Genomic DNA, 24,099 nt, shown 5'->3' with positions numbered 1-24,099 from the left:
GCGGCAAGACGCACTAACATCGTCGTCCCGATCCCGCGGAGAACTCCATGAACGCCCCCCTCCACCGTGAAATCCCGGCCGGACTGCTCGACGCCGGCCGCGCACTGGCCGATGTCTCGTCCCAATGGGACCGCGACATCGTCAAGCAGCTCAGCGACTACATCGCCATCCCCGCCAAGTCGCCGGGCTTCGACCAGGACTGGTCGCGCAACGGCCACCTCGAAACCGTGCTGCGCAACGCGGCCGCCTGGGTCGAAGCCCAGAAGGTCGAAGGCCTCCGGCTCGAGATCGTGCGCCTCGAAGGCCGCACGCCGGTGCTGTTCTTCGAAGTGCCCGCCAGCGGCACCGACATGAAGGAGACCGTGCTGATGTACGGCCACCTCGACAAGCAGCCCGAGTTCACCGGCTGGCGCAACGACCGGGGCCCGTGGACGCCCAAGTACGAGAACGGCCTGCTCTATGGCCGCGGCGGCGCCGACGACGGCTACGCGGTCTATGCCAGCGTGGCGGCGCTGCAGGCGCTCAAGGCCCAGGGCGCGGCCCATCCGCGGATCGTCGGCCTGATCGAGACCTGCGAGGAATCCGGCTCCTACGACCTGCTGCCGTATGTCGACGCGCTGCGCCCGCGCCTGGGCGAGGTGTCGCTCGTCATCTGCCTCGATTCGGGCGCCGGCAACTACGACCAGCTCTGGCTCACGACCTCCCTGCGCGGCATGGCCAGCGGCACGCTCAAGGTCGAGATCCTGACCGAAGGCATCCATTCCGGCGATGCCTCGGGCCTGGTGCCGTCGAGCTTCCGCATCATGCGGCAGGTGCTCGACCGCCTCGAGGACAGCAAGACCGGCCGGCTGCTGCCCGAGAGCTTCCACTGCGAAGTGCCCGCCGAACGCCTCGCCCAGGCGCGCGCCACCGCCGCGATCCTCGGCGAGGAGGTCTACAAGCGCTTTCCGTGGGCGCACTACGACTGCGGCGGTTCGACCACCTTCGCCCTGCCGACCACCACCGACCCGCTGGAAGCCCTGCTCAACCGCACCTGGAAGCCGACCTTGTCGGTCACCGGCGCCGAGGGCTTCCCGGCGCTGAAGGACGCCGGCAACGTGCTGCGCCCCTACACCGCCTTCAAGCTCTCGCTGCGCCTGCCGCCGCTGGTCGATGCCGACCAGGCGGTGCAGCAGCTCAAGCAGCTGCTCGAGGACAACGCGCCGTACCAGGCCAAGGTCACGTTCGACAGCGGCGGCGGCGCCACCGGCTGGAACGCGCCCGAGACCACCTCCTGGTTCGAACGCGCGCTGAACGCCGCTTCGCAAGCCCATTTCGGCGCCGACTGCGGCTACATCGGCCAGGGCGGGACGATCCCGCTCATGAACATGCTGAGCCAGGGCTTCCCGAAGGCGCAGATGATGGTGTGCGGCGTGCTGGGCCCGAAGAGCAACGCCCACGGCCCGAACGAATTCCTGCACGTGCCCTATGCGAAGAAGCTGACGGCCGCGGTGGCCGAGGTGATCGCCGCGCTGCCGGTCGCCCGCAGCGCCGCCGCTTGACGACCCTGCGCACGCCCGACGGCGAGACGCTCGCGCTGCACGACTGGCCGCTGGCGGCCGGTGCGGCCCGGGCTGTCGTCCTGTTGGTGCACGGCCTGGGCGAGCACGCGGGGCGCTATGGCCCGCTCGCCGAGCGGCTCAACGCCTGGGGCTTCGCGGCGCGCGCCGCCGACCACCACGGGCATGGCGGATCGAGCGGCGCCCGCGGCGGCCTGCCGACCCCGGCCCGGCTGCTCGACGACCTGGCGCTGGTGATCGACGACACCCGCAATGCCTTCCCCGGATTGCCGCTGGTGCTGCTCGGCCACAGCCTGGGCGGCCTGGTGGCGGCCAGCGCCGTGGCGCGCGGGCTGCGAAAGATCGACGCGCTGGTGCTGTCCTCACCGGCGCTCGACGCCGGACTCAGCGCCTTCCAGAAGCTGCTGGTCGCCACCTTGTCGCGCGTGGCACCCGGCCTGCGCGTGGGCAACGGGCTCGAACTCGACTTCCTCTCGCACGCGCGCCCGGTGGCCGAGGCCTACCGGGCCGATCCGCTGTGCCACGACCGCATCGGCGCCCGGCTGGCACGCTTCCTGGCCGACGAGGGCACTGCCGTGCTGGCGGCGGCGCCTGGCTGGCAGGTGCCCACCTTGCTGCTCTATGCCGGCGACGATCGGCTGGTGAACCCGGCTGGCAGCCGGGCCTTCGCCGATGCGGCGCCGCCGCCGATCGTCCGCAGCCACTGCTTCCCGGCGCTCTACCACGAGATCTTCAACGAGCGCGATGCCGAACCGGTGTTCGACGCCCTGCGGGCCTGGCTCGATGCCCGCTTCCCGATCGGCTAGGCCGCGGCGGCGGCGCGGCGGCGGTATCGCGCCAGCCACAGCAGAGCGGCGCCGGTCAGCAGCACCGGCAGCAGCGATCCCAGGTTGAGCAGCCGCCAGCCCTGGGTCGTGACCAGCACGCCCGACGCGAACGAACTCAGCGCCAGTGTCGCGAAGATGCAGAAGTTGAGCGCACCCTGCGCGCGGTCGCGCTCCTCGGGGGTGTAGGCCGTGAGCGAGAGCGTGGTGCTGCCCGTGAAAAGGAAGTTCCAGCCGACGCCGAGCAGGAACAGCGCGATCAGGAACTGGTGCAGGTCCACGCCCGACAGCGCCACCGCGATGCAGCCCAGGTTGAGCGCCAGCCCCACGCCCATGACCGGCAGCACGCCGAGCCTGCGGATCAGGTGGCCGGTGAAGAAGCCCGGCGCGAACATGCCGATCACGTGCCACTCGAGCACCAGGGCGACGTCCTCGAAGGGCAGGCTGCAGACCTGCATGGCGATCGGGGTCGCGGCCATCAGCAGGTTCATGACGCCGAAGCCGAGCGCGCCCGCCACGGCGGCCACGATGAACACCGGCTGGCGTGCCAGCACGGCCAGCGGACGCCCGCCCTGCGCCGCGGAACGGGCCGCCAACAGCGGGAATTCGATGAACTGCATCAGCACCAGCGACAGCAGCGCTACCCCCGCCAGGGCCAGGTAGGCGCCGGCGAAGGGCACCGCGAACCAGTGGCGCGTGACGGCGGCCAGGTTCGGGCCCGCCACCGCGCCGAGCAGGCCGCCCGCCATCACGAGCGAGACCGCCTTTTCGCGCCATTCGGGCCGCGCGAGCTCGGCCGCGGCGAATCGGTAGAGGCTGGCGTTGGCGTTGTAGTAGCCCGCCACCACGGTGGCCGCGCACAGCAGCCAGAACTCTTGCCAGACCGCGGCCTGGGCGCACAGCAGCGCCGACCCGAAGGCCACCGCGATCCCGATCTGGAACGAGCGCCGCCGCCCCCAGCGCTGCTGGGTGCGTGCCACCAGCCCCGTGGCCAGCGCGCCGCCCACAACGTAGCCCATCACCGGCAAGGTCGCCATCCAGCCGCGCGGCGCCAGCGCGAGCCCGACCAGGCCGTTGATGGCGATGAAGGTGACGTTGTTCGTGAGGAACAGGCCTTGGCAGATGGCGAGCAGCCAGAGATTGCGGTTCATGGGCCTGGGGGGTGAAGGAGGAGGTCCGTTCTATCACGGCCTACCGCCGCATCGCGCCAAAGAAAAGGCGCCTTGCGGCGCCGTTCGATCTCGAAGTCGAGGCGGATCTTTCGCTAGCTTTTCTGGAGCAGTCCGCTCAACGACGACAGCAGGTCGTCGTTCGTGCCCAGCCCTTCGGCCGGCACCTGGCCCTTGGGCGTGAGATGGTCGATCAGCGTCGGCAGCAGGGTGGCCAGCAGGGGCAGCAAGGTCGCGCTGTTGATGCCGAGCTTCTGGGCGATGCCGGAGATCGCATCGCTGCCCAGCACGTCCTGCAGCTGCCCGCCCGAGATCGGCGCGTTCTCGCCCTTGCCGACCCAGGAGCCGATGACGTCCCCCATGCCGGCCTGTTCGAACTTGGAGACCAGCCCGCCCAGGCCGCCATGCTCGCCGTTGTTGGCGAGCAGGCCGCCGAGCGCGCCGGCCAGGCCGCCGAGGTTGCCCGCCGAGCCGCCCGCGCCGCCGAGCAGCGCGCCGAGATCACCGAGCCCGCCGCCGCCCTGAGGCTGCTGCTGCGCGCCGCCGAGCACCTGACCGAGTACCGAATCGAGCAATCCCATGATGGGCTCCTGAATGTGGAAGGGTGGAACGAGGGCTACCGGGTTCGCGGCGGGCGCCGGGCCAGCAGGGGTTCGCTCACGCCCTGCACGCCGACCAGCCCGAGCACGGTCACCAGGGCATTCTGCGCGCCCTGCCAGGCGTCTGTCACGTCGATCCATTCGGACAACGCGTGAAAGCCCCCGGTCTTGCCGCCGGTGCCGATCGTGATCGCCGGGATGCCGAGCGACATCGGCACGTTGGCGTCGGTGCTGGCGCCCACCAGCAGCGTGCGGTGGCCGAAGGCGGCGTTCGAGCGCACGACCGCCTCGACGATCACCGAATCGGCCGGGGTGCGCCCGCCGGGCCGGTCGCCGATCAGCCGGGTCGACGCGCTCAGCGTGCTCACGTTCCAGCGCTTGTTCTCCGCCGCCACCGCCTCGTCGATGGCCGCCAGCACCTTCTTCTCGGTGTCCAGCAGCGGACCCATTTCGTCGGAGCGGATGTCGACCGTCATGCGCGCGTCGGGCGCGATGGTGTTGACGGAAGTGCCGCCGGCGACGGTGCCGACCGTGAAGGTGGTCCGCGGCGAGGCCGGGGTTTCGATGTCGGCGATCCGGGCGATCGCGCGCCCCATGCCATGGACCGCGCTCGGCACCTGGCCGAAGGCGCCGTAGCTGTGGCCGCCGGGGCCCTTGAATGTCACTTCGTAGCGGTGGCTGGCGGTGCCGAGCACCAGCACCGTGCCGTCGGCCGCCGGCTCCAGCCCGACCATGCCGTCGATGTCGAGGTGGTCGCGAAAGATGGCCTTCATGCCGCGCAGGTTGCCCAGTTCCTCCTCGCCCACGTTGCCCACGAAGATCAGGTCGCCGACGGTGCGCACCTGCTGGTCGTTGAGCACCTTGAGCCAGGACAGCAGCACCGACAGGGCGCGCGTGTCGTCCGAAATGCCGGGCGCGTGGAGCCGCCCGTCGCGCTCTTTCACGCGCACGTCGGTGCCGGCCGGAAAGACGGTGTCAAGATGGGCCGAGACCAGCAGCCGCGGGCCGTTGCCGCTGCCCTTGCGCACGCCGATCACGTTGCCTTCGGCGTCGATCCGGGCGTCGGCGAGGCCCAGCGCCTTCATGCGGGCCAGGAACGCCTCCGCGCGCCGCTGTTCCTTGAAGGGCGGCGCCTCGATCTCGGTGAGCATCCGCAGGTCTTCGATCGAACGCTCGTGGTCGGCCTTCACGGCATCGAGCAGCTTGCGCACCGCGGGCGCGGCCAGCAGTTGCGCATAGACCTGGTCGACCACCGGGCGGACGTAGGTCGGCGTCGGCGCCACCGCGGCGTTCTGGGCCCGGGCGCCACCGAAGGCCAGGGCGGCCACGGCCAGGACCACGAGGGCGGTGGCGGACCGCCGGTTCGGCCCTGTCGAGCGTGGTGCCATCGTCAGCCCCCGGCCAGCCCGACCAGCGCGGCCAGCGCCGCGGTTTCGGCGCGCAGCACGCGCGGGCCGAGCGTCAGCGGTGCAAAGCCCTGCGCGAGCGCGGCTTGTTCCTCGGCCGCGCTCAGGCCGCCCTCGGGCCGCTCAGCACCCAGGCGCCGCGCTGCAGATCCTGTGCGGCCCCGGCGACGCCGCGGGTGCCGGCTGCCAGGCTCAGGATGAAGCGCGTGGCGTCGCCCAGCGGTGCGTCCAGCCAGGCGCCGAAAGTCCGCACCGGATGGATCACCGGCACGCGGTTGCGCCCGCACTGCTCGCAGGCCGCGATCGCGATCGCTTCCCAGTGGGTCCGCTTCTTGTCGGCGCGCTCGCTGTTGAGCCGCAGCACGCCGTGCGCGGTCATCAGGGGCTGGATGCCGGCCACGCCGAGTTCGGTGGCCTTCTCGACCAGCCAGTCCATGCGTTCGTTGGCCGGCATGCCGACCGCCAGTTGAATGGCATGCGGCGCCTCACGCTCGACAGCCGCGTGCGCGCCGACCTGCACCGAGACCTCGCTGCGGCCCATGCGCTCGACGGTCGCGGCGTATTCGCCGCCGAGGCCGTCGAACAGCGTGAGCGCATCGCCCGGCTGCATCCGCAGCACCTGCACGTGACGCGCGGCGCCCGCCGGCAGCACCAGCGCGCTGTCGGCGGCCAGCGCCGACTCGCAGTGGAAACGCGCCGTCACATGCGTCCGTAGGCAAAGCCGCTCAGGGCCTGCGTGCCTTCGATCTCGTCGATCACGCGCAGCAGCGGCGTCAGCTCGCGGTAGCGCCCGGCGGTGGCCCGGATGTAGGCGATGAAACGCGGTGTGTCGGCCAGGTACTTCGGCTTGCCGTCGCGCAGGGTCAACCGGGCGAAGATGCCCGCCACCTTCAGGTGGCGCTGCAGGCCCATCCATTCGACCGCCCGGTAGAAGGCGCCGAAGTCCGCATCGACCGGCAGGCCGGCCTTGCGGGCCCGCTCCCAGTAGCGCACCGTGACGTCGAGCACGAACTCCTCGTCCCAGCTCAGGAAGGCATCGCGCAGCAGGCTCGCGATGTCGTAGGTGACCGGCCCGTACACCGCATCCTGGAAGTCCAGCACGCCGAGCGCATCGTCGTCGCCGACCATCAGGTTGCGCGGCATGAAGTCGCGGTGGACGTAGACCGGCGCGGCCGCGAGGTTGTTCTCGACGATGGCCTTGAAGCTGCGCTCCAGGCGCTCCTTCAGCTTGCCTTCGACCGCGACGCCGCGATGGCGCGCGATGTACCAGTCGGGGAACAGCGCCAGTTCGCGTTCCAGCAGCGCCCGGTCGTAGGGCGGCAGCACGCCGGGCCTGGACGCCAGTTGCCAGCGGATCAGGGCATCGATGGCCTGGTCGTAGAGCGGCCGTGCCGCCGCGGGGTCGGCCGGATCGATGACATCCAGCATCGTCTGCCGGCCGAGGTCGTCGAGCAGCAGGAAGCCGTCGGCCGGATCCCATTCGAGCACCTGCGGCGCGCGCACGCCGGCCTCGGCCATCAGCTGGGCGACCTGCACGAAAGGCGCGCTGTTCTCCTGCGCGGGCGGCGCGTCCATCACGATCCGGGTCGGCGCGCCGGCGCTCGCATCGACGCGGAAATAGCGCCGGAAGCTGGCGTCGGCCGAGGCCAGGCGCACGCTCGCGGGCAGCAGATGGTGGCGATCGGAAATGCGCGCCATCCATTGCTGGAAGGCGCTGGCGCGGGCCGTGTCGCCCCAGGCCGGTGCTTCGGGACGGGGGGCGGCGGCGGCGGACGGTGGCAGGGGGGCTGTCATGGATAATCGATTCTACAAATCCGCCTGGCGCGGAGCTCCGCAACCCGTCGGCCCGAGTCGCCGCCTTCCCCCTCCCAGACGAAATTTGTCCCGTACCGATGCCTGACCTGAACCGAGCCGCCCGGCGCCGGTGCCGCCCGCCCTTGCCCCTGGCGCTGCTGTCGCTGGCGCTGCTGCATGCGCAGGGCGCATCGGCACAGGATGCAGACCTCGACCGGCCGCTCGTCCTCAAGCGCACGCCGCAGCTCGCGGAGACCATCCCGCCCCTCCTGCGCAGCCAGCTGCCGACCTTCGTCGACGGCGACAAGATCTCCGGCCGGCCCGACCTCGAGACCGTGGTCGAGGGGAACGCAACCCTGCGCCGCGGCGATCTGTCGCTGCGCGCCGACCGGCTCGAGTACTACCAGCCCGACGACCGCGCCCGCGCCACCGGCAACGTGCGCATCAACCAGGCCGGCAACGAGTACGAAGGCCCCGAGGTCGAGCTCAAGATCGAGACCTTCGAGGGCTTCTTCAACAAGGCCCGCTACCGCTTCCTGGCGACCGGCGGCCACGGCGACGCCGAGCGCATCGACTTCGTCGACAGCAACGTCTCGGTCGCTCGCCGGGCCACCTACACCACCTGCCGGCCGGAGGACTATCCGGGCTGGATGCCGGCCTGGCTGCTGAGCGCCGCCACCCTCACCACCGACACCGAGGACAACGTCGGCGTCGCCACCAACGCGCGGCTGACCTTCATGGGCGTCACCACGCCGCCGTTCCCGTCGTTGAGCTTTCCACTCAGCAACGACCGCAAGTCCGGCATGCTGCCGCCGGTCATCGGCATCGACAGCGTCAACGGCATCGACATCACGACGCCGTACTACTGGAACATCGCGCCCAACCGCGACGCCACGCTGTACCCGACGGTGATGAGCAAGCGCGGCATCAACCTCGGCACCGAATTCCGCTACCTGGAAGAGAAGTACAGCGGCGAGATCCGGGCCGACTACATGCCGGACGACCGGCTGCGCGACGGCCGCGACCGCTGGGGCGTCTGGACGCACCATTCGCAGACCTTCGATGCCCAGTACTTCGGCCTCGATTCGCTGGTCGGCTCGCTCGCCATCAACCGCGTGAGCGACGACGACTACTGGCGCGACTTCACCCGCACGCCGTCGCTGACCCAGCGCCTGCTGGCCAACGACGGCTCGGTCAACTGGAGCAAGGGCGACTGGAGCGGCGTCGCCCGGGTGCTGAGCTACCAGACCCTGCAGTACGCACCGGCCCCGATCGTGCCGCCCTACGACCGGATGCCGCAGATCACGGCGAACTACAACAAGTTCGACTGGAACGGCTTCGACTTCTCGCTCAACAACGACTACACCCGCTTCGAGGCCAACCCGCTCGAGCAGGGCGGCCAGCCCAATGGCGAGCGCGTGTTCTCGGTGGCCTCCCTGAGCCGGCCCTTCCTGACGCCGGGCACCTTCGTGATCCCGAAGGTGATGCTGAACGCGACCGCCTACCAGTTCGACGGCCCGCTCCTGACCAACGGGGCGACCCATGCCGACCGCGTGGTGCCGACCTTCAGCCTGGACAGCGGCCTGATCTTCGAGCGCGATGCCAACTACTTCGGCCGCGCCTTCCGCCAGACGCTCGAGCCGCGGGCCTTCTACGTTTACACGCCGTACCGCAACCAGAACTACCTGCCGGTCTACGACACGGCGCAGAACGACTTCAACTTCGCCACCGTCTACACCGAGAACGCGTTCTCGGGCAACGACCGCATCTCCGACAGCAACCTGCTGACCCTGGGCGTGACCACCCGGCTGATCGATTCCGACACCGGCGCCGAAGCCGCCCGCTTCGGCATCGCCCAGCGGCTGCGCTTCGCCGACCAGCTGGTCACCATGCCCGGCGGCGTGCCGGTCATCGACCGCTTCAGCGACCTTCTGCTCGGCGCCCAGATCAACTGGACGCCGAAGTGGAGCGTGGACGGCACGGTGCAGTACAACCCCGACACCCAGACCTCGGCGCGCACCGCGCTCAGCGCCCGCTACAACCCCGGTCCCTACCGGACCGTCAGCGCCGCCTACCGCTACCAGGCCGACACCACGCCCACGTCCAACGACGGCAACCGGTCGGTCGACGTCAGCTGGCAGTGGCCGTTGAACGACCTCTGGGGCGACAAGGGACAGGACCTGGGCCCCGGCAGGGGTCAAGGCGGGGGGCGCTGGTACGCGGTAGGCCGTTTGAACTACAGTCTGGAATCCAGCAAATTGACCGATGGCGTGCTCGGCTTCGAATACGACGGCTGCTGCTGGATCGGCCGCGTGGTGCTGGAACGCGTCTCCACCGGACAAGTCACGGCCAGCACGCGAATCATGTTCCAGCTCGAGCTGGTCGGATTCGCGGCCATCGGCTCGAGCCCGAGACGCACCTTGACACAGAACATCCAGCGCTACACCCCGTTGCGAACCCCGAGCATCGGCCCGAGCCGCTTCACCAATTACGACTGAGATCGAGCTTCGCCATGACACCCATCCGATCCCTCATCACCCTGGCCTGCCTGGCGACCCTGACCGCCACGGTCGGCGCCCAGGGCATCACCGACATCATGCGCGGCAACCAGCGGCTGGGGCCGGCCCCGTTGCCGTCCGAGCCGCGACCGGCCGCCGTGCCGACCCGGCGATCGGCCGAGTACATCGTCGCCCTGGTCAATTCCGAGCCGGTGACCAACACCGAAGTGCAGTCCCGCATGCAGCGCCTGCTGCGGGAAAGCCCCGAAGCCCAGCGCATGCCCCGCCCCGAACTGGCCCGGCTGGTGCTCGAGCGGATCATCAACGAACGGGCCCAATTGCAGCTCGGCAAGGAAAACGGCGTCAAGGTCGACGACCTGGCGGTCGACCAGGCCGAGCAGACCGTGGCCCGGCAAAACCAGATCAGCGTCACCGAGCTGCGCCGCCGGGTGGCGGCGGAGGGCATGTCGCAAGAGCAGTTCCGCCGCGACCTGCGCGACCAGCTGACCCTCACCCGCCTGCGCGACCGCGAGATCGAGGCCAAGGTCAAGATCACCGATGCCGACGTCGACCAGTTCATCAAGGAACAGCGTGCCGGCGCCAACGCGGCCATCGCCGCCAACATCAACATCGCCCAGCTGGTCGTGCTGGTCCCCGAAAGCGCCAGCGACGACGAAGTCGCCAAGGCGCAGCAGCGGGCCCAGGCCCTGGCCCAGCGCGCCCGCGCCGGCGAGGACTTCCCGACGCTGGTGCGCGAGAACTCCGACGCGCCGGACCGCTCCGGCGGCGGCCTCATGGGCACGCGCAGCGCCGACCGCTATCCGGGCCTCTTCGTCGAGGCCACGCAGTCGACGCCGATCGGCGGCATCGCAGGCCCGGTCCGCTCCAGCGTCGGCTTCCACGTGCTCAAGCTGATGGCCAAGTCGCAGCCGGGCGCGAGCGACGCCGTCGTCACGCAGACCGAAGTGCGGCACATCCTGCTGCGCAACGACCCGAAGCGCAGCACCCCCGAAGCGGTGGCCCAGCTGGCCGAGTTCAAGCGCCGGATCCAGGCCGGTACGGCCGATTTCGCCGGCCTGGCGCGCGACAACTCGCAGGACGGCAGCGCCAAGCAAGGCGGCGACCTGGGCTGGTCTCGGCCCGGCATGTTCGTGCCCGAGTTCGAGGAAGTCGTGAATCGGCTGGCACCGGGCGAGATCAGCGATCCGGTCGTCACGCGATTCGGCGTCCACCTGATCCAGGTCCAGGGCCGGCGCGAAGCCAAGCTGAGCCAGGCCGAGCAGCGCGAGGCCGTGCGCGCCGTGCTGCGCGAGAAGAAAGTCGAGCAAGCCACCGAGACCTGGGCCCAGGAAGTGCGCGCCCGCGCCTACGTCGAATACCGCGAGCCGCCGCAGTCATGAAGCCGTTCCAGGGCGCCGGCTCGTGAAGCACGTCGCGCGCAAGCGCTTCGGCCAGCACTTCCTGACCGATGGCGGGATCATCGACGCCATCGTGCGCGAGATCGCGCCGAAGCCCGGCGACGCGATGGTCGAGATCGGGCCGGGCCTGGCGGCCCTGACGCAGCCGCTGGTCGAACGGCTGGGCCGGCTGACGGTGATCGAACTGGACCGCGACCTGGCCCAACGGCTGCGCGGCCACGGTCAGCTCGACGTGGTCGAGTCCGACGTCCTGAAGGTCGATTTCGCCGCCCTGGCTGCCAAGTTCTCGCCGGCGCCCCTGCGCGTCGTGGGCAACCTGCCCTACAACATCTCGACGCCGATCCTGTTCCACCTGCTCGGCTTCGCGCAGCTGGTCGCCGACCAGCACTTCATGCTGCAGAAGGAAGTCATCGACCGCATGGTCGCGCGGCCGGCCACGTCGGACTACAGCCGGCTCAGCGTCATGCTCCAGTGGCGCTACGCGATGGACAACGTGCTGTTCGTGCCCCCCGAGAGCTTCGACCCGCCGCCGCGCGTCGACAGCGCCGTGGTCCGCATGGTGCCGCTGGCCGAGCCGCCGGTGGTCGATGCCGCCCGCCTCGGCGAAATCGTCCAGGTCGCCTTCAGCCAGCGCCGCAAGCTGCTGCGCCACACGCTGGGCCGATGGCTGGACCAGCACGGCTTCGCCGGCCGCTTCGACACCCAGCGCCGAGCGGAAGAGGTGCCGGTGGCCGAATACGTCGCGCTGGCGCAGGCGGCGACACCATGAAAAAAGCCCGTCGGTGACGGGCTCTTGTTCGCAGGGCGCGAGGTCAGGCCGCTGCCAGCCAGTAACCCGCGTTGAAGGGACTGCTCATGCGCAGCGCCAGGGGCGACACGTCGACCAGTTTGTCGGTCGGCATCTTTTCGGCGGCCGGGTCGGTGTTCTGGACGTCGATGCCGGGCGCCGGAGCGACCGCATTGTCCTGCGAAGCCTCGTTCGCCCGTTCTGCTTGGCTGGTGTGTGCAGAACGGGCTACAGAAAAGAATAGAAGCACCTGAACGGTATCTTCCGGTCTCCCCAGTAGTCGGAGGCGTCACGGAAGATGTCCAGCAGCTGCTCGCGCGCTTCCTTGTCGAACTTGGCGTTGGCCGGGATCTGCTCGAGCACGATCACGAAGCCCGGTTGCGGGCCCGATTTGTGCAAGGGATCCGTCATGCAGTCGTACAACGCGTCGAAGTTCTTGCCGAAGTGCTGCGGGAAGGTGAATTGCTGGGCAATCAGGTCAAGCACGTCCTGCTTGCTCTGGGCGTTGCCCAGGTTCGCATACAGGAAATGCTGACCGGCCGCATGCGCCGCTTCCTGCAGGTCGTTCACGCGGAAGGCGCGAATCGACTGCACGATGTTGGGTCGCACTGCACGAAGGGATAAGGTCATCTCCGCTGGTCTTTCCGTGGTTGTCGTCGTCGTCATTTCTTCAGGACGCCTTGCAGCGCCGCTCCAATTCAGTTGCTCGCTCATGGCACGATCCGCCGAAAGCTCGCGTAGTGGTCTGCCGTATACCAGCAGGCCGATGGCGTCGTGCGCTCGCCTCCACAGACGATGCGCCTGGCGCCACGATCACGCGAACCGGGCGTATCGACCGTGTATTCTCGGTAGTGGCCTCGCCGTTCCTGCGGCAGCAGGCGTTCGCGGTTGCCGAACACCGTGCCGTCTTTCTCGTGCCGGAAAGGACCACCGTTCAAAATGGCCCCGTAGGTACGCTGGCCTTGCACCGGCAGTTCGGCCAGCGCGACCGATTCCTGTGCCGGCGTGCCGGCGCGGGTGCCGAACCATTCGCGAGCCTGGACTCCCGTCGTCAGGGCTACCAGCAACACGCCAGTGAGCGCAAACTTGGAAACCGGGGACGAGATCGGGGCGTCAGCCGCCATGGAGCACCAGAAGGAAAAGAGCGAGAACCGAACCGGGGGTCGACCGACGGCCACACACTCCGCAGTGTCGCCTTGGGGTTAACCCGCAAATTCAAGCCCGCAAGTGTGCACCAGGGACGCGCAAATAGCAAGCGCCTGCTCAATCTTTGAGCAGGCGAAAGGGGCAAGCGATCGTTTTGAAGTTAGCGATCGCTATCGAAAAGTGGCTTATCGTTCGGCGTTGGCGTCCGCCACGGTCAAAGCTGTCATATTGACGATCCGGCGCACCGTGGCGCTGGGCGTCAGGATGTGCACGGGTTTGGCCGCGCCCAGCAGGACCGGGCCGATCGCGATGTTGCCGCCAGCCGCCGTCTTCAGCAGGTTGTAGGAGATGTTGGCGGCGTCGATGTTAGGGAACACCAACAGGTTGGCGTTGCCGGCCAGGGCGCTGTGGGGCATGACCTGGTCGCGCTGCTTGCCGTCGAGCGCCACGTCGCCGTGCATTTCGCCGTCGACTTCCAGCCAGGGCGCCTGGACCCGCAGCAGATCCAGCGTGCGCCGCATCTTGACCGCGCTGGGCTGGTTGCTGGTGCCGAAATTCGAATGCGACAGCAGCGCCGCCTTCGGTTTCAGGCCGAAGCGCATCATCTCCTCGGCCGCCATGGTCGTGATTTCGGTCAGTTCCTCGGGCGTCGGGTCGTAGTTGACGTGGGTGTCGACCAGGAACACCTGGCGGTCCGGCAGCAGCAGGCCGTTCATGCAGGCGTAGATCGGCAGGTCCTGCGGTGTGCTGGCGCAGCCGCCCGGGCGCTTGCCGATCACCTGGTCGATGTGGTGCAGGTGGATCGCCGTCGTGCCCCAGGTGCCGCAGATGAGGCCGTCGACCTCGCCCTTGTGCAGCAGCATCGAGCCGATCAGCGTCAGGCGGCGGCGCATCTCGATCTTGGCGGTCTGCACCGTCGTGCCCTTGCGCTCGGTCATCCGGTGGTAGGTCTGCCAGAAGTCGCGGTAGCGATGGTCCTGCTCGACGTTGACGACGTCGTAGTCGAGTTCTTCCTTGAGCCTGAGGCCGAACTTCTCGATCCGCTGCGCGATGATCGCCGGCCGGCCGATCAGCGTCGGCCGGGCGATGCCCTCGTCGACCACGATCTGGGCCGCGCGCAGCACGCGCTCTTCCTCGCCTTCGCTGAAGGCAACGCGCTTCTTCGGCGCCCGCTTGGCGGCATCGAAGATCGGCTTCATCATGCTGCCGGAGGTGTAGACGAAGGTCTGCAACTTGTCGCGGTAGGCGTCCAGGTCGGTGATCGGGCGCAGCGCCACGCCGCTGTCGGCCGCGGCCTTGGCGACCGCGGGCGCGATCTTCATCATCAGCCGCGGATCGAAGGGCTTCGGGATCAGGTACTCGGGCCCGAAGCTGAGCTTCTCGCCCGCATACGCCGCGGCCACGCGCTCGCTCTGCTCGGCCTGCGCCAGCTCGGCGATGGCATGCACGGCCGCGACTTCCATCTCGTCGGTGATGGTGGTGGCGCCGCAGTCCAGCGCGCCGCGGAAGATGTAGGGGAAGCACAGGACGTTGTTGACCTGGTTCGGGTAGTCGGTGCGTCCGGTGGCCATCACCACGTCGTCGCGCACCGCGTGCGCGTCTTCCGGCGCGATCTCGGGGCTCGGGTTGGCCAGCGCGAAGATCACCGGCTTGGCCGCCATCTTGGCGACCATCGCGGGCTTCAGCACGCCGCCGGCCGACAGGCCGAGGAACACGTCGGCGCCTTCGATGATGTCGTTCAGGCTGCGCGCGTCGGTCTTTTGCATGTACTGGCGCTTGTCGTCGTCCATCAGCTCGGTGCGGCCTTCGTAGACCACGCCGGCGAGGTCGGTCACGAAGACGTTCTCGCGCTTCAGCCCGACCTTCAGCAGCAGGTTCAGGCAGGCCAGCGCCGCGGCGCCCGCGCCCGAGGTGACGAGCTTGACCTGGCCGATGTCCTTGCCGACCACCTTCAGGCCGTTGAGCATCGCGGCCGCCACCGTGATCGCGGTGCCGTGCTGGTCGTCGTGGAAGACCGGGATCTTCATGCGCTTGCGCAGCTCGCGCTCGACGTAGAAGCAGTCCGGCGCCTTGATGTCCTCGAGGTTGATGGCGCCGAAGGTCGGTTCCAGCGCGGCGATCACCTCGACCAGCTTGGCCGGGTCCTTTTCGTCGATCTCGATGTCGAAGACGTCGACGCCGGCGAACTTCTTGAACAGCACGCCCTTGCCTTCCATCACCGGCTTGGAGGCCAGCGGCCCGATGTCGCCGAGTCCCAGCACGGCGGTGCCGTTGGTGATGACGCCGACCAGGTTGCCGCGGGCCGTGTACTTGAAGGCGTTGACCGGGTCCTTGACGATCTCCTCGCAGGGCGCTGCCACGCCGGGCGAGTAGGCCAGCGCCAGGTCGCGCTGGTTGACCATCTGCTTGGTGGCCGCGATCGAGATCTTGCCCGGGACCGGATGCTCGTGGTACTCGAGCGCGGCGCGGCGCAGTTCGGCGCGCTTGTCTTCGGGCGTGGGGATCTGCGAAGTCGAATCGGACATTGGGCCGTGCCTCCTAGGACGCTTCTTGTAAAGGGCGCCGATTGTAGACCTCGATCCCTACGCCCTGCGGCGCGCACGGCTGTGAATCGTCCGGCTCGGCCAAAGACGGAAAACGGCTGTTGCTATCTTTTCTTCTTATTCTTCCTATTCAAATTAGTAGTAGTAGTAAGGGCGGGCCTGCGTTGTGGACAGCCGCATTTTTTTCATTGCCGACAACGACTTGCGGCAGCCCGCTGGCTGTGCGCAGGCGCGCTTCTCTGCTGTCGCGCCGAGGCGAACAACTTCGGCCACGCCCGCCGGCCTGTGGACAAGTGCCTGGTTGTGCCGGAACTGTCCCCAGGGTTGTCCTTCGGCCGCTGTGGCAATATGCCCGCCACAGAAACCCCTTCGACGAGGAGCCGGCATGGCGCTGATGGATTTCATCAAGAAGCAGTTCATCGACATCATTCAATGGACGGAGTCCGGCGACGGCACGCTGGCCTGGCGCTTCCCGATGGCCGACATGGAGATCCAGAACGGGGCGTCGCTGACCGTGCGCGAGTCGCAGGTCGCGGTGTTCGTCAACGAGGGCCAGGTGGCCGACGTCTTCGGCCCCGGCCTCTACAAGCTGACGACGCAGACGCTGCCGGTCCTGACCTACCTCAAGAACTGGGACAAGCTCTTCGAGTCGCCCTTCAAGAGCGACGTCTATTTCTTCAGCACCCGCCAGCAGGTCGACCAGAAGTGGGGCACGCCGCAGCCGATCACGGTGCGCGACAAGGACTTCGGCGCCGTGCGGCTGCGCGCCTTCGGCAACTACAGCTTCCGCATCGGCGACGCCAAGCTGTTCCACACCGAGATCTCGGGCACGCGAGAGCTCTACACGGTGGCCGACATCGACGGCCAGCTGCGCGGCCTGCTGCTGCAGAACATCAGCAACGCGATCGCCGGCAGCGGGGTGCCGTTCCTCGACCTGGCGGCCAACCAGGTCCAGTTCGCCGAGGCGCTGGCCAAGCAGCTGGTGCCGGAGTTCGCCAAGCTGGGGATCCAGCTCGAGACGATCACGGTGCAGAACGTCTCGCTGCCCGAAGAACTGCAGAAGATCCTCGACCAGAAGATCGGCATGGGCATGGTCGGCAACGACATGGGCAAGTTCATGCAGTACCAGACCGCGCAGGCGATCCCGAAATTCGCCGAGGGCGCGGGCGGCGGTGGCGGCATCGCGGGCGACGCGATGGGCCTCGGCGCGGGGGTCGCGCTGGGCCAGGTGCTGGCGCAGAACTTGTCGCAGGGGCTGCAGGCACAGCCGGCCGCGGCCCAGCAGCAGCCGGCGGTGGCCGTGGTGAATCCGGCCGACGTGATGACCACGCTCGAGAAGCTCGGTGAGCTCAAGGCCAAGGGCATCCTCACGCAGGAAGAATTCGACGCCAAGAAGGCGGAGCTGCTGAAAAAGCTGGTGTGAGCGCGAGCGGCAGCCAGCGCTACTACCGCGCGCCCTGCCCCGGTTGCGGCGCGCCGGTCGAATTCCGATCGGCGCAGTCGACCCACGCCGTCTGCCCGTATTGCCAGAGCACCGTGGTGCGCCAGGGCGAAACCCTGGCGCGCACCGGCAAGATGGCCGAGCTGTTCGACGACTTCAGCCCGCTGCAGCTGTTTGCGGCCGGCCGCGTCGACGGCCAGCCCTTCACGCTGGTCGGCCGGCTCCAATACAGCTACGCCGGCGGCCGCTGGACCGAGTGGATCGCGGCACTCGACGGCGAGCGCACAGGCCTGCTGAGCGAGGACAACGGCGCCTTCGTGTTCGCGCTGCCGATCGAACTGCAGCGTGCGGCGCCGCCGGCGGCCGAGCTGCGGGTGGCTGCGACGACGGCCTTCAACGGCCGGAACTACACCGTGGCCTCGAACGAGCAGGTGGCGCTGGTCTCGGCCCAGGGCGAGCTGCCGCGATTGCCCGAACTCGGCCGTCGGTTCGCGGTGGTGGAGCTTCGCAACGACCAGGGGCAGGTGCTGAGCCTCGACTACGACACCGATCCCCCGGGCGCCTACCTCGGCCGGTCGGTGCGGCTCGAAGACCTGCAGCTCACGGGCCTGCGCGACGAATCGGCCAAGGAAGAAAAGGGCCGCAGCTTCAACTGCCCGAACTGCGGCTCGCCGGTGACGGTCCAGCTGGCCGACAGCAAGAGCATCACCTGCCGGTCTTGCAACGAGATCATCGACCTGACGCAAGGCATCGGCGGCGAGCTGCGCCATGCGGCCCAGCACGAACCGGTGCAGCCGCTGATCGCGCTCGGCAGCATCGGCCAGCTCCAGGGCGCCGACTGGCAGGTGGTCGGCTTCCAGCACCGGATGGGCGTGGCGCCTGGCGACGACGAGCATTTCGGCTGGAGCGAGTACCTGCTCTACAACAAGAAGCGCGGCTTCAGCTTCCTGGTCGATGCCGAAGACGGCTGGAGCCTCGTGAAGCCGACCACCGGCGCGCCGACGATGGCCGAGAGCGGCGCCCGCGCGACCTACCTGGGCAAGGTCTACCTGCAGCAGTACGCCTACAACGCCGAGACCGGCTACGTGGCGGGCGAGTTCTACTGGCAGGTCGAGCGTGGACAGAAGACCTTCAACCGCGATTTCGCCAGCGGCGGCGCGCTGCTGTCGATGGAGCGCTCGGCCAACGAGCTGACCTGGTCGTCCGGCAACCGGATCGACAGCGCGGCCGTCGCGGCGGCGTTCAAGCTCGAACGCAAGAAGGACATGTTCAAGCGCAGCGACGTGCTGCCGGTGAGCGCGGCGTCCGGCCTGGGCTGCGGCACCATCGTGCTGATCGTGGTGGTGATCATCGTGCTGCTGATCATCCTGAGCACCTGCAGCGGCGGCAGCGGCTCCGGCGGCTCGCGCAGCGCGGGCGGGTCGTATGGCGGCTATTCGAGTGGCGGCGGCCACAAGTGACATTTTTTTGGAGGTTCTCATCATGGGAATTGAATGGTTGAAGCCGGACGTGATCTTCGGATCGCTGCTCTACGCGGTGATCGGCTTGGCGGTCTTCTGGCTGGCCTTCCGGCTCATCGACAAGCTCACGCCGTATGACCTGTGGCAGGAGATCGTCGAGAAGCAGAACATGGCGCTCGGGCTGGTGGTGGCCGCGATGAGCCTGGGCATCTGCATCATCGTCGCCGCGGCGATCCATTGAAGGAGGCGGCCTTGTCGGCGCTGCCCGTCGAACGGGCAGGACCGCGGCCGGTCGAGATCGCGCTGCTCGCCAGCGTCTTCGTGGTCGCGGCCTGCGGGTTGGTGTACGAGCTCAGTGCCGCGGCATTGAGCTCGTACCTGCTCGGCGACTCGGTGCTCCAGTTCAGCACCATCATCGGCACCTACCTGTTCGCGATGGGCGTGGGCTCCTGGCTGTCGCGCTACTTCGAGCGTCAGTTGCCGGCCCATTTCCTGCGCATCGAGCTCATGGTGGCGCTGGTCGGCGGTGCGTTGCCGGCGCTGCTGTTCATCGCCAATGCCTATGTGCCGGGTGCCTTCCGGCTGCTGCTCTACGGCCTGGTGCTGGTGGTCGGCACGCTGGTCGGTCTGGAGATCCCGCTGGTGATGCGGATCCTGCGGCGCAACGTGGCGCTGAAGGACCTGGTGTCGCAGGTCCTGACCTTCGACTACCTGGGCGCGCTGGCGGTCTCGATCGCCTTTCCGCTGCTGCTGGTGCCGCAGCTGGGCATGATCCGCACCGGGCTGCTGTTCGGCTTCATGAATGCGGCGGTGGCGGTCTGGGCGCTTTGGCTGTTCCGGCACGAGCTGCGCCGGGCCGGCGCGCATGCGCTGGCCTGCGCGCTGGCACTCGCCGCCCTGGCGCTGGCATTCGCCTTCGCCGACCGCATCACGACGCTGGCCGAGGACAGGTTCTACCAGGACCGGATCGTCTTCAGCGAGAGCTCGCCCTACCAGCGCATCGTGGTCACGCGCGGCGCCGCGGGCCATCGGCTGTTCCTGAACGGCAACCTGCAGTTCGCCGAGCGCGACGAGTACCGCTATCACGAGGCGCTGGTGCATCCGGTGATGGCGGCGCACGGCGCGCCGCGCAAGGTGGCGGTGCTCGGCGGCGGCGACGGCATGGCGGTGCGCGAGATCCTCAAATACCCCTCGGTCGAGAGCGTGACGCTGGTGGAGCTCGACCCGAACATGACCCGGCTGTTTCGCGCCCACCAGACGCTGGCGGCGCTCAACGGCCATTCGCTGGCGTCGCCGAAGCTGAAGATCGTCAACACCGATGCCTTCCAGTGGCTGCAGCAGCCGGGCGAGGTCTTCGACGTGATCGTGGTCGACTTTCCCGATCCGACCAACTTCGCGATCGGCAAGCTCTACACCAGCGCGTTCTATGCGCTGCTCGACCAGCGGCTGGCCGCCAGCGGCTATGCCGTCGTCCAGACCACCTCGCCACTGGTGGCGCGCAAGAGCTTCTGGACCGTGGCGACCACCATCGAGTCGGTCGGCCTGACCGCGACGCCGTACCACGCGCACGTGCCGAGCTTCGGCGAATGGGGCTACATCGTCGCCAGCCGGCGGCCGTTCCGGATGCCCGACGCCTTGCCCGAGGGGCTGCGCTTCCTGTCGGTGGCGACCCTGCCTTTGCTGTTCGACTTCCCGCGCGACATGGCGCGGGTCCCGACCGAGGTGAACCGGCTCTCCAACCAGATCCTCGTGACCACCTACGAGCACGAGTGGGGCACGCGGTGAGGCGGCGCGCGTTCCTGGGCGCGGCGGCCGCGGCGGCCACACTGGCCGGCTGCGAGCCGGCGCCCGCCATCGAGGGCGGCTTCACGGGCATCGATGCAGCGCGCGGCCATGCGCTGCGCGACGGTGCGCTGGGTGCGGGGTCGCCGCCCGAAGGCACCCGGCGAACCCGTGTCGTGATCGCCGGCGGCGGCGTGGCGGGACTGGCGGCGGCGCGGGCCCTGCGGCTGGCGGGCATCGAGGAGTTCGTGCTGCTCGAACTGGAGGACCAGGCCGGCGGCAACAGCCGCGCCGGCGAGCTGCAGGGCATCGCCTGCCCACTCGGTGCGCACTACCTGCCGCTGCCCGGCGACCAGGCCTCCGAGGTGCAGGACCTGCTCGAGGAGCTCGGCCTGCGCCGGCGCGTGGCCGGCCGCTGGACCTACGACGAGCAGTATCTCTGCCACAGCCCGCAGGAGCGCCTGTTCTTCCAGGGCAGCTGGCAGGACGGCTTGCTGCCGCTGCAGGGCGTGGCGGCCGGCACGCTGGACGCGTATCGGCGCTTTTCGGCGCGGGTGGAGGCGCTGCGGCGCGAGGCGCGGTTCTCGATCCCGACGCTGCGCGCCGAACTCGCGCCCACCCTGCTGGCGCTGGACGCGCTGTCCTTCGAGAGCTGGCTGGCGCGCGAGGGTTTTGCCGATGCGCACCTGCGCTGGTACCTCGAGTACTGCTGCCGCGACGACTATGGCGCCGGCCTGGCCCACGTGTCGGCCTGGGCCGGCATCCACTACTTCGCCAGCCGCCACGGCTTCCGCGCCCCCGGGGAGGATGACGGCGAGCGCGAGGCGGTGCTGACCTGGCCCGAGGGCAATGCCTGGCTGGCCCGGCGGCTCGCGCAGCCGCTCGGCGACCGGCTGCGGACCGGCCAGGCCGTGACCCGCATTGCCGAGACGCGCCATGGCGTCGAGGTCGATGCGGTCGATGTCGCCAGCGGGTCGCGGGTGCGCTGGCAGGCCGAGCGCTGCATCGTGGCGCTGCCGGCGTTCATCGCCGCCCGGGTGGTGGAAGCCGCGCCCGAGCCGCTGCGGCTGGCGGCGGCGCGCTTGCGCTACGCGCCGTGGCTGGTGGCCAACGTGCATGTGCGCGCGGCGCTCGCCGACCGGCCGGGCGCCGCCCCCTCCTGGGACAACGTGGTCCACGGCAGCGCAGGGCTGGGCTATGTCGATGCCCGGCACCAGGCGCTCGACCCGACGCCGCGGGCCACCGTGCTGACCTGGTACCGGCCGCTCGGCCCGAGCCGCTGGGATGGGCCCGACGCCCGGCGCCAGCTGCTGGCGCGGCCCTGGAGCGCCTGGCGCGACGAGCTGCTGGGAGAGCTGTCGCTGCCGCACCCGGACATCGCCGCACTGGCGAGCCGGATCGACATCACGCGCCATGGCCATGCGATGGCGATCCCGGCGCCCGGCTGGCTGGCGCAGATGGGCGCACCGGCGCGGGTGCAGGCCGGCCGGCTGGCCTTCGCCCACGCCGACTGGTCGGGCTACTCGATCTTCGAGGAGGCTTTCACCCGCGGACACCTCGCGGCGGCTTGACGCCCGCCACGGTCCCGCGCATCAGCCGCGCATCAGCGCTTCGATCTCGTCGGCCTTGACCGGGACGCCGCGCGAAATCAGCTCGCAGCCGGTCTCGGTGACGATGGCGTCGTCCTCGATGCGGATGCCGATGTTGTGGAACTGCTCCGGCACGCCCTCGGCCGCCCGCACGTAGATGCCGGGCTCGATGGTCAGCACCATGCCCGGATGCAGGATGCGGCTGGGCCGGTTCTGGATCAGTTCGTTGGACAGCGGGTCCCGCCGCTCGCTCACTTCGCCGACCTGGGTCGGCTCGATGTAGCTGCCGCAGTCGTGCACGTCCATGCCGAGCCAGTGGCCGGTGCGGTGCATGTAGTAGGCGAAGTAGGCCCGCTTCTCGATCACGTCGTCGACTCCGCCCACCTTGTCGGCGTCGAGCAGCCCGAGGTCCAGCATGCCCTGCGACAGCACTCGCACGGTGGCCTCGTGCGGGTCGGTGAAGCGCTGGCCGGCCCGGGTCGCCGCGACGGCGGCATCCTGGCTGGCCAGCACCAGGTCGTACAGGGCGCGCTGCGGGCCGGTGAAGCGGCCGTTGGCCGGGAAGGTGCGGGTGATGTCGCTGGCGTAGCCGTCCAGTTCGCAGCCGGCGTCGATCAGCACCAGTTCGCCGTCGCGCACCGGCGCCGCATCGGCGCGGTAGTGCAGCACGCAGGCGTTGGCGCCGGCGGCGACGATCGAGCCGTAGGCCGGGTATTGCGAGCCGCCCAGGCGGAACTCGTGCAGCAGCTCGGCGTCGAGGTGGTACTCGCGCACTTCCCGGCCTTCGCGCAGCATGCGCGCCGACAGCTGCATGGCGCGGACATGGGCCCGGGCGCTGATCTGGGCGGCGCGGCGCATGGTGTCCTGCTCGGTCGCGTCCTTGACCAGCCGCATCTCGTCCAGCGGGCCGCAGAGGTCGCGCTGCTCTTCGGGGCAGAGCGCGCCGTAGCGCACCCGCGCGCGCACCGACGACAGCCAGCCGTCGACCCGCGTCTCGAGTCCCTTGTGGGTCGCGAACGGGTACCAGACGACGCTCTTGTTCTCGAGCAGGCGCGGCAGCCGGGCATCGAGCTCCTCGATCGAATAGGCCTCGTCCACCCCGAGCGCCGCCGGTGCCGCCTCCGGGCCGAGCCGGTAGCCGTCCCAGATTTCGCGCTCCAGGTCCTTCGGGGCGCAGAACAGCGTCGAGCGCCCGTCGCCGGCCAGCACCAGCCAGGCATTGGGCTCGGTAAAGCCCGTCAGGTAATAGAAGTAGCTGTCGTGCCGGAACAGGAAGTCGCTGTCCCGGTTGCGCTGCCGCTCCGGCGCCGTCGGGATGATGGCGATCCCGTCCTTGCCTATATTAGAAGAAAGTAGTAATCGACGCTGGACTTGATAATTTGCGGTCATAAGGTCACCATGCGCTACCGATGTAACAGCTGTAGGAAGAGGCTGATAAACATCGAGAAAAGAAATGCAAGAAGGGTTGCCCTGTAGGACCACTCCCACGTACAAACCACCAACTTGATATTTTGGAGGTGTTTTTGTTGAAAGTTCTACACAACAGCGCGATTTTGCTCGCAGTAGCCGCAACTGCGCTGGTGGGCTGCGGAGGCGGCGGCGGTGGCAGTGGCGGCGGCGGCAGCATCGCCGCGCTGGGCGCCGGGACCTCCGGTGCGACGGCGACGGCGTCGGCGGCCACCACCACCACCGGCAGCGGCAGCCAGCTCGCCAGCGGTCCCGCCTTGACGAACGACATTGTCGACAACTCGCAGGCGATCTCCGCATCGGCCTATCGTGACATGGCGACCAAGCTGAGCAAGGACGCCGGCATCGCCTACCGCTACGGCCCCCCCGCCGGCGAAACGGCGGTCGGCAACAGCGGCATTCCGACGCTGTATCAGAACGATCCGGCCAATCCGCTCGTCATCCCGGGTCGCGGCACCTTGGCCGGCACATGGCAGGTCGGTGGCCAGCCGACGGCCGACGCCGGACTCTATTCGACCAGCTCGGCCAACCTGACCTATGTGGCCGACAACCCGGCGCAGCGCATGGGCGTCACCGACCTGCAGGTGACCGGCTACCAGTACAACACCTTCGCCCAG

At 69.1% G+C, this 24,099-nt stretch carries 20 protein-coding genes and 1 pseudogene; 11 read left to right on the top strand and 10 right to left on the bottom strand.

Annotated elements, in window-relative coordinates; genetic code table 11:
* Positions 1 to 47: 47 nt before the first annotated feature.
* Complete coding sequence (locus tag QTI33_RS31075; protein WP_286510425.1) at positions 48 to 1,541, top strand: M20 family metallopeptidase; 1,494 nt, start codon at positions 48 to 50, stop codon at positions 1,539 to 1,541.
* Complete coding sequence (locus tag QTI33_RS31070; protein WP_286510424.1) at positions 1,538 to 2,365, top strand: alpha/beta hydrolase; 828 nt, start codon at positions 1,538 to 1,540, stop codon at positions 2,363 to 2,365. The genes QTI33_RS31075 and QTI33_RS31070 overlap by 4 nt, the downstream gene beginning before the upstream one ends.
* Here QTI33_RS31070 and QTI33_RS31065 read toward each other — a convergent pair.
* The 5 genes and pseudogenes from QTI33_RS31065 to QTI33_RS31045 form a co-directional block, all read right to left on the bottom strand.
* A complete protein-coding gene (locus QTI33_RS31065; RefSeq protein WP_286510423.1) occupies positions 2,362 to 3,534 on the bottom strand; it encodes an MFS transporter in 1,173 nt (390 codons plus the stop codon). The genes QTI33_RS31070 and QTI33_RS31065 overlap by 4 nt on opposite strands.
* 113 nt (positions 3,535 to 3,647) lie before the next feature.
* Positions 3,648 to 4,133, bottom strand: coding sequence for a YidB family protein (locus QTI33_RS31060; protein ID WP_286510422.1), 486 nt, complete (start codon positions 4,131 to 4,133; stop codon positions 3,648 to 3,650).
* Positions 4,134 to 4,168: 35 nt separating this feature from the next.
* Positions 4,169 to 5,539: a M20/M25/M40 family metallo-hydrolase gene (locus QTI33_RS31055; RefSeq protein ID WP_286510421.1), complete on the bottom strand. Its 1,371-nt coding sequence runs from the start codon at positions 5,537 to 5,539 to the stop codon at positions 4,169 to 4,171.
* Between the two features lie 2 nt (positions 5,540 to 5,541).
* A pseudogene (locus tag QTI33_RS31050) lies at positions 5,542 to 6,260 on the bottom strand (16S rRNA (uracil(1498)-N(3))-methyltransferase).
* On the bottom strand, positions 6,257 to 7,351 hold the full coding sequence (locus QTI33_RS31045) for an aminoglycoside phosphotransferase family protein (RefSeq protein WP_286510420.1): 1,095 nt from the start codon (positions 7,349 to 7,351) through the stop codon (positions 6,257 to 6,259). The pseudogene QTI33_RS31050 and the gene QTI33_RS31045 overlap by 4 nt, the downstream one beginning before the upstream one ends.
* Positions 7,352 to 7,449: 98 nt before the next feature.
* Between QTI33_RS31045 and QTI33_RS31040 the strand changes: the two genes are divergently transcribed.
* Genes QTI33_RS31040 through rsmA form a run of 3 tightly spaced genes read left to right on the top strand, consistent with a single transcriptional unit; the run spans position 7,450 to position 12,036 of the window.
* The gene (locus QTI33_RS31040) at positions 7,450 to 9,849 is read left to right on the top strand and encodes an LPS-assembly protein LptD (protein WP_286510419.1); all 2,400 of its coding nucleotides are present in this window, start codon (positions 7,450 to 7,452) and stop codon (positions 9,847 to 9,849) included.
* Between the two features lie 14 nt (positions 9,850 to 9,863).
* Positions 9,864 to 11,249 carry a peptidylprolyl isomerase gene (locus tag QTI33_RS31035; protein ID WP_286510418.1) on the top strand — a complete coding sequence of 462 codons (1,386 nt, stop codon included), beginning with the start codon at positions 9,864 to 9,866 and terminating at the stop codon, positions 11,247 to 11,249.
* 22 nt (positions 11,250 to 11,271) lie between these two features.
* On the top strand, positions 11,272 to 12,036 hold the full coding sequence (rsmA, locus tag QTI33_RS31030; protein WP_286510417.1) for a 16S rRNA (adenine(1518)-N(6)/adenine(1519)-N(6))-dimethyltransferase RsmA: 765 nt from the start codon (positions 11,272 to 11,274) through the stop codon (positions 12,034 to 12,036).
* Between the two features lie 43 nt (positions 12,037 to 12,079).
* Here the strand turns inward: rsmA and QTI33_RS31025 are convergent, their stop codons facing one another.
* From QTI33_RS31025 to QTI33_RS31010, 4 genes are all read right to left on the bottom strand, one after another.
* Positions 12,080 to 12,304 (bottom strand): hypothetical protein, encoded by a 225-nt coding sequence (locus QTI33_RS31025; protein ID WP_286510416.1) that lies wholly within the window; start codon positions 12,302 to 12,304, stop codon positions 12,080 to 12,082.
* The gene (locus tag QTI33_RS31020) at positions 12,283 to 12,720 is read right to left on the bottom strand and encodes a barstar family protein (RefSeq protein ID WP_286510532.1); all 438 of its coding nucleotides are present in this window, start codon (positions 12,718 to 12,720) and stop codon (positions 12,283 to 12,285) included. Before QTI33_RS31020 ends, QTI33_RS31025 begins: the two co-directional genes overlap by 22 nt.
* 44 nt (positions 12,721 to 12,764) lie before the next feature.
* Positions 12,765 to 13,178, bottom strand: a complete 414-nt coding sequence (locus tag QTI33_RS31015) for a guanyl-specific ribonuclease (protein ID WP_286510415.1) — start codon at positions 13,176 to 13,178, stop codon at positions 12,765 to 12,767.
* Between the two features lie 207 nt (positions 13,179 to 13,385).
* The gene (locus QTI33_RS31010; protein ID WP_286510414.1) at positions 13,386 to 15,725 is read right to left on the bottom strand and encodes an NADP-dependent malic enzyme; all 2,340 of its coding nucleotides are present in this window, start codon (positions 15,723 to 15,725) and stop codon (positions 13,386 to 13,388) included.
* Positions 15,726 to 16,128: 403 nt separating this feature from the next.
* Between QTI33_RS31010 and QTI33_RS31005 the strand changes: the two genes are divergently transcribed.
* The 5 genes from QTI33_RS31005 to QTI33_RS30985 are packed head-to-tail and all read left to right on the top strand — an operon-like array spanning position 16,129 to position 21,997.
* A complete protein-coding gene (locus QTI33_RS31005) occupies positions 16,129 to 17,166 on the top strand; it encodes an SPFH domain-containing protein (RefSeq protein ID WP_286510413.1) in 1,038 nt (345 codons plus the stop codon).
* Positions 17,163 to 18,644: a DUF4178 domain-containing protein gene (locus QTI33_RS31000; protein ID WP_286510412.1), complete on the top strand. Its 1,482-nt coding sequence runs from the start codon at positions 17,163 to 17,165 to the stop codon at positions 18,642 to 18,644. The genes QTI33_RS31005 and QTI33_RS31000 overlap by 4 nt, the downstream gene beginning before the upstream one ends.
* A gap of 22 nt (positions 18,645 to 18,666) precedes the next feature.
* The gene (locus QTI33_RS30995; protein ID WP_286510411.1) at positions 18,667 to 18,885 is read left to right on the top strand and encodes a DUF350 domain-containing protein; all 219 of its coding nucleotides are present in this window, start codon (positions 18,667 to 18,669) and stop codon (positions 18,883 to 18,885) included.
* Between the two features lie 11 nt (positions 18,886 to 18,896).
* A complete protein-coding gene (locus tag QTI33_RS30990; RefSeq protein ID WP_286510410.1) occupies positions 18,897 to 20,429 on the top strand; it encodes a polyamine aminopropyltransferase in 1,533 nt (510 codons plus the stop codon).
* A complete protein-coding gene (locus tag QTI33_RS30985) occupies positions 20,426 to 21,997 on the top strand; it encodes an FAD-dependent oxidoreductase (protein WP_286510409.1) in 1,572 nt (523 codons plus the stop codon). The genes QTI33_RS30990 and QTI33_RS30985 overlap by 4 nt, the downstream gene beginning before the upstream one ends.
* 21 nt (positions 21,998 to 22,018) lie before the next feature.
* Here the strand turns inward: QTI33_RS30985 and QTI33_RS30980 are convergent, their stop codons facing one another.
* Positions 22,019 to 23,404, bottom strand: a complete 1,386-nt coding sequence (locus tag QTI33_RS30980; RefSeq protein ID WP_286510408.1) for an aminopeptidase P N-terminal domain-containing protein — start codon at positions 23,402 to 23,404, stop codon at positions 22,019 to 22,021.
* 164 nt (positions 23,405 to 23,568) lie between these two features.
* On the opposite strand from QTI33_RS30980, the gene QTI33_RS30975 reads away from it, so the two are divergent.
* Positions 23,569 to 24,099: hypothetical protein (locus QTI33_RS30975; RefSeq protein ID WP_286510407.1), on the top strand; the 531-nt coding region annotated here is incomplete at its 3' end.

Source organism: Variovorax davisae, assembly GCF_030316845.1.
In the GTDB taxonomy this organism is placed as follows: Bacteria; Pseudomonadota; Gammaproteobacteria; order Burkholderiales; family Burkholderiaceae_C; genus Variovorax; species Variovorax davisae.
The sequence above is the reverse complement of the archived record's forward strand: the minus strand, read 5'-3'. Positions and strand labels throughout refer to the sequence as shown.

Excerpts from the sequence above, each read along its gene's own strand:
- QTI33_RS31075 (WP_286510425.1), top strand. The coding sequence starts at position 48 with ATGAACGCCCCCCTCCACCGTGAAATCCCGGCCGGACTGCTCGACGCC.
- QTI33_RS31065 (WP_286510423.1), bottom strand. The coding sequence starts at position 3,534 with ATGAACCGCAATCTCTGGCTGCTCGCCATCTGCCAAGGCCTGTTCCTC.
- QTI33_RS31060 (WP_286510422.1), bottom strand. The coding sequence starts at position 4,133 with ATGGGATTGCTCGATTCGGTACTCGGTCAGGTGCTCGGCGGCGCGCAG.
- QTI33_RS31055 (WP_286510421.1), bottom strand. The coding sequence starts at position 5,539 with ATGGCACCACGCTCGACAGGGCCGAACCGGCGGTCCGCCACCGCCCTC.
- QTI33_RS31045 (WP_286510420.1), bottom strand. The coding sequence starts at position 7,351 with ATGACAGCCCCCCTGCCACCGTCCGCCGCCGCCGCCCCCCGTCCCGAA.
- QTI33_RS31040 (WP_286510419.1), top strand. The coding sequence starts at position 7,450 with ATGCCTGACCTGAACCGAGCCGCCCGGCGCCGGTGCCGCCCGCCCTTG.
- QTI33_RS31035 (WP_286510418.1), top strand. The coding sequence starts at position 9,864 with ATGACACCCATCCGATCCCTCATCACCCTGGCCTGCCTGGCGACCCTG.
- QTI33_RS31020 (WP_286510532.1), bottom strand. The coding sequence starts at position 12,720 with ATGACGACGACGACAACCACGGAAAGACCAGCGGAGATGACCTTATCC.
- QTI33_RS31015 (WP_286510415.1), bottom strand. The coding sequence starts at position 13,178 with ATGGCGGCTGACGCCCCGATCTCGTCCCCGGTTTCCAAGTTTGCGCTC.
- QTI33_RS31010 (WP_286510414.1), bottom strand. The coding sequence starts at position 15,725 with ATGTCCGATTCGACTTCGCAGATCCCCACGCCCGAAGACAAGCGCGCC.
- QTI33_RS31005 (WP_286510413.1), top strand. The coding sequence starts at position 16,129 with ATGGCGCTGATGGATTTCATCAAGAAGCAGTTCATCGACATCATTCAA.
- QTI33_RS30995 (WP_286510411.1), top strand. The coding sequence starts at position 18,667 with ATGGGAATTGAATGGTTGAAGCCGGACGTGATCTTCGGATCGCTGCTC.
- QTI33_RS30980 (WP_286510408.1), bottom strand. The coding sequence starts at position 23,404 with ATGACCGCAAATTATCAAGTCCAGCGTCGATTACTACTTTCTTCTAAT.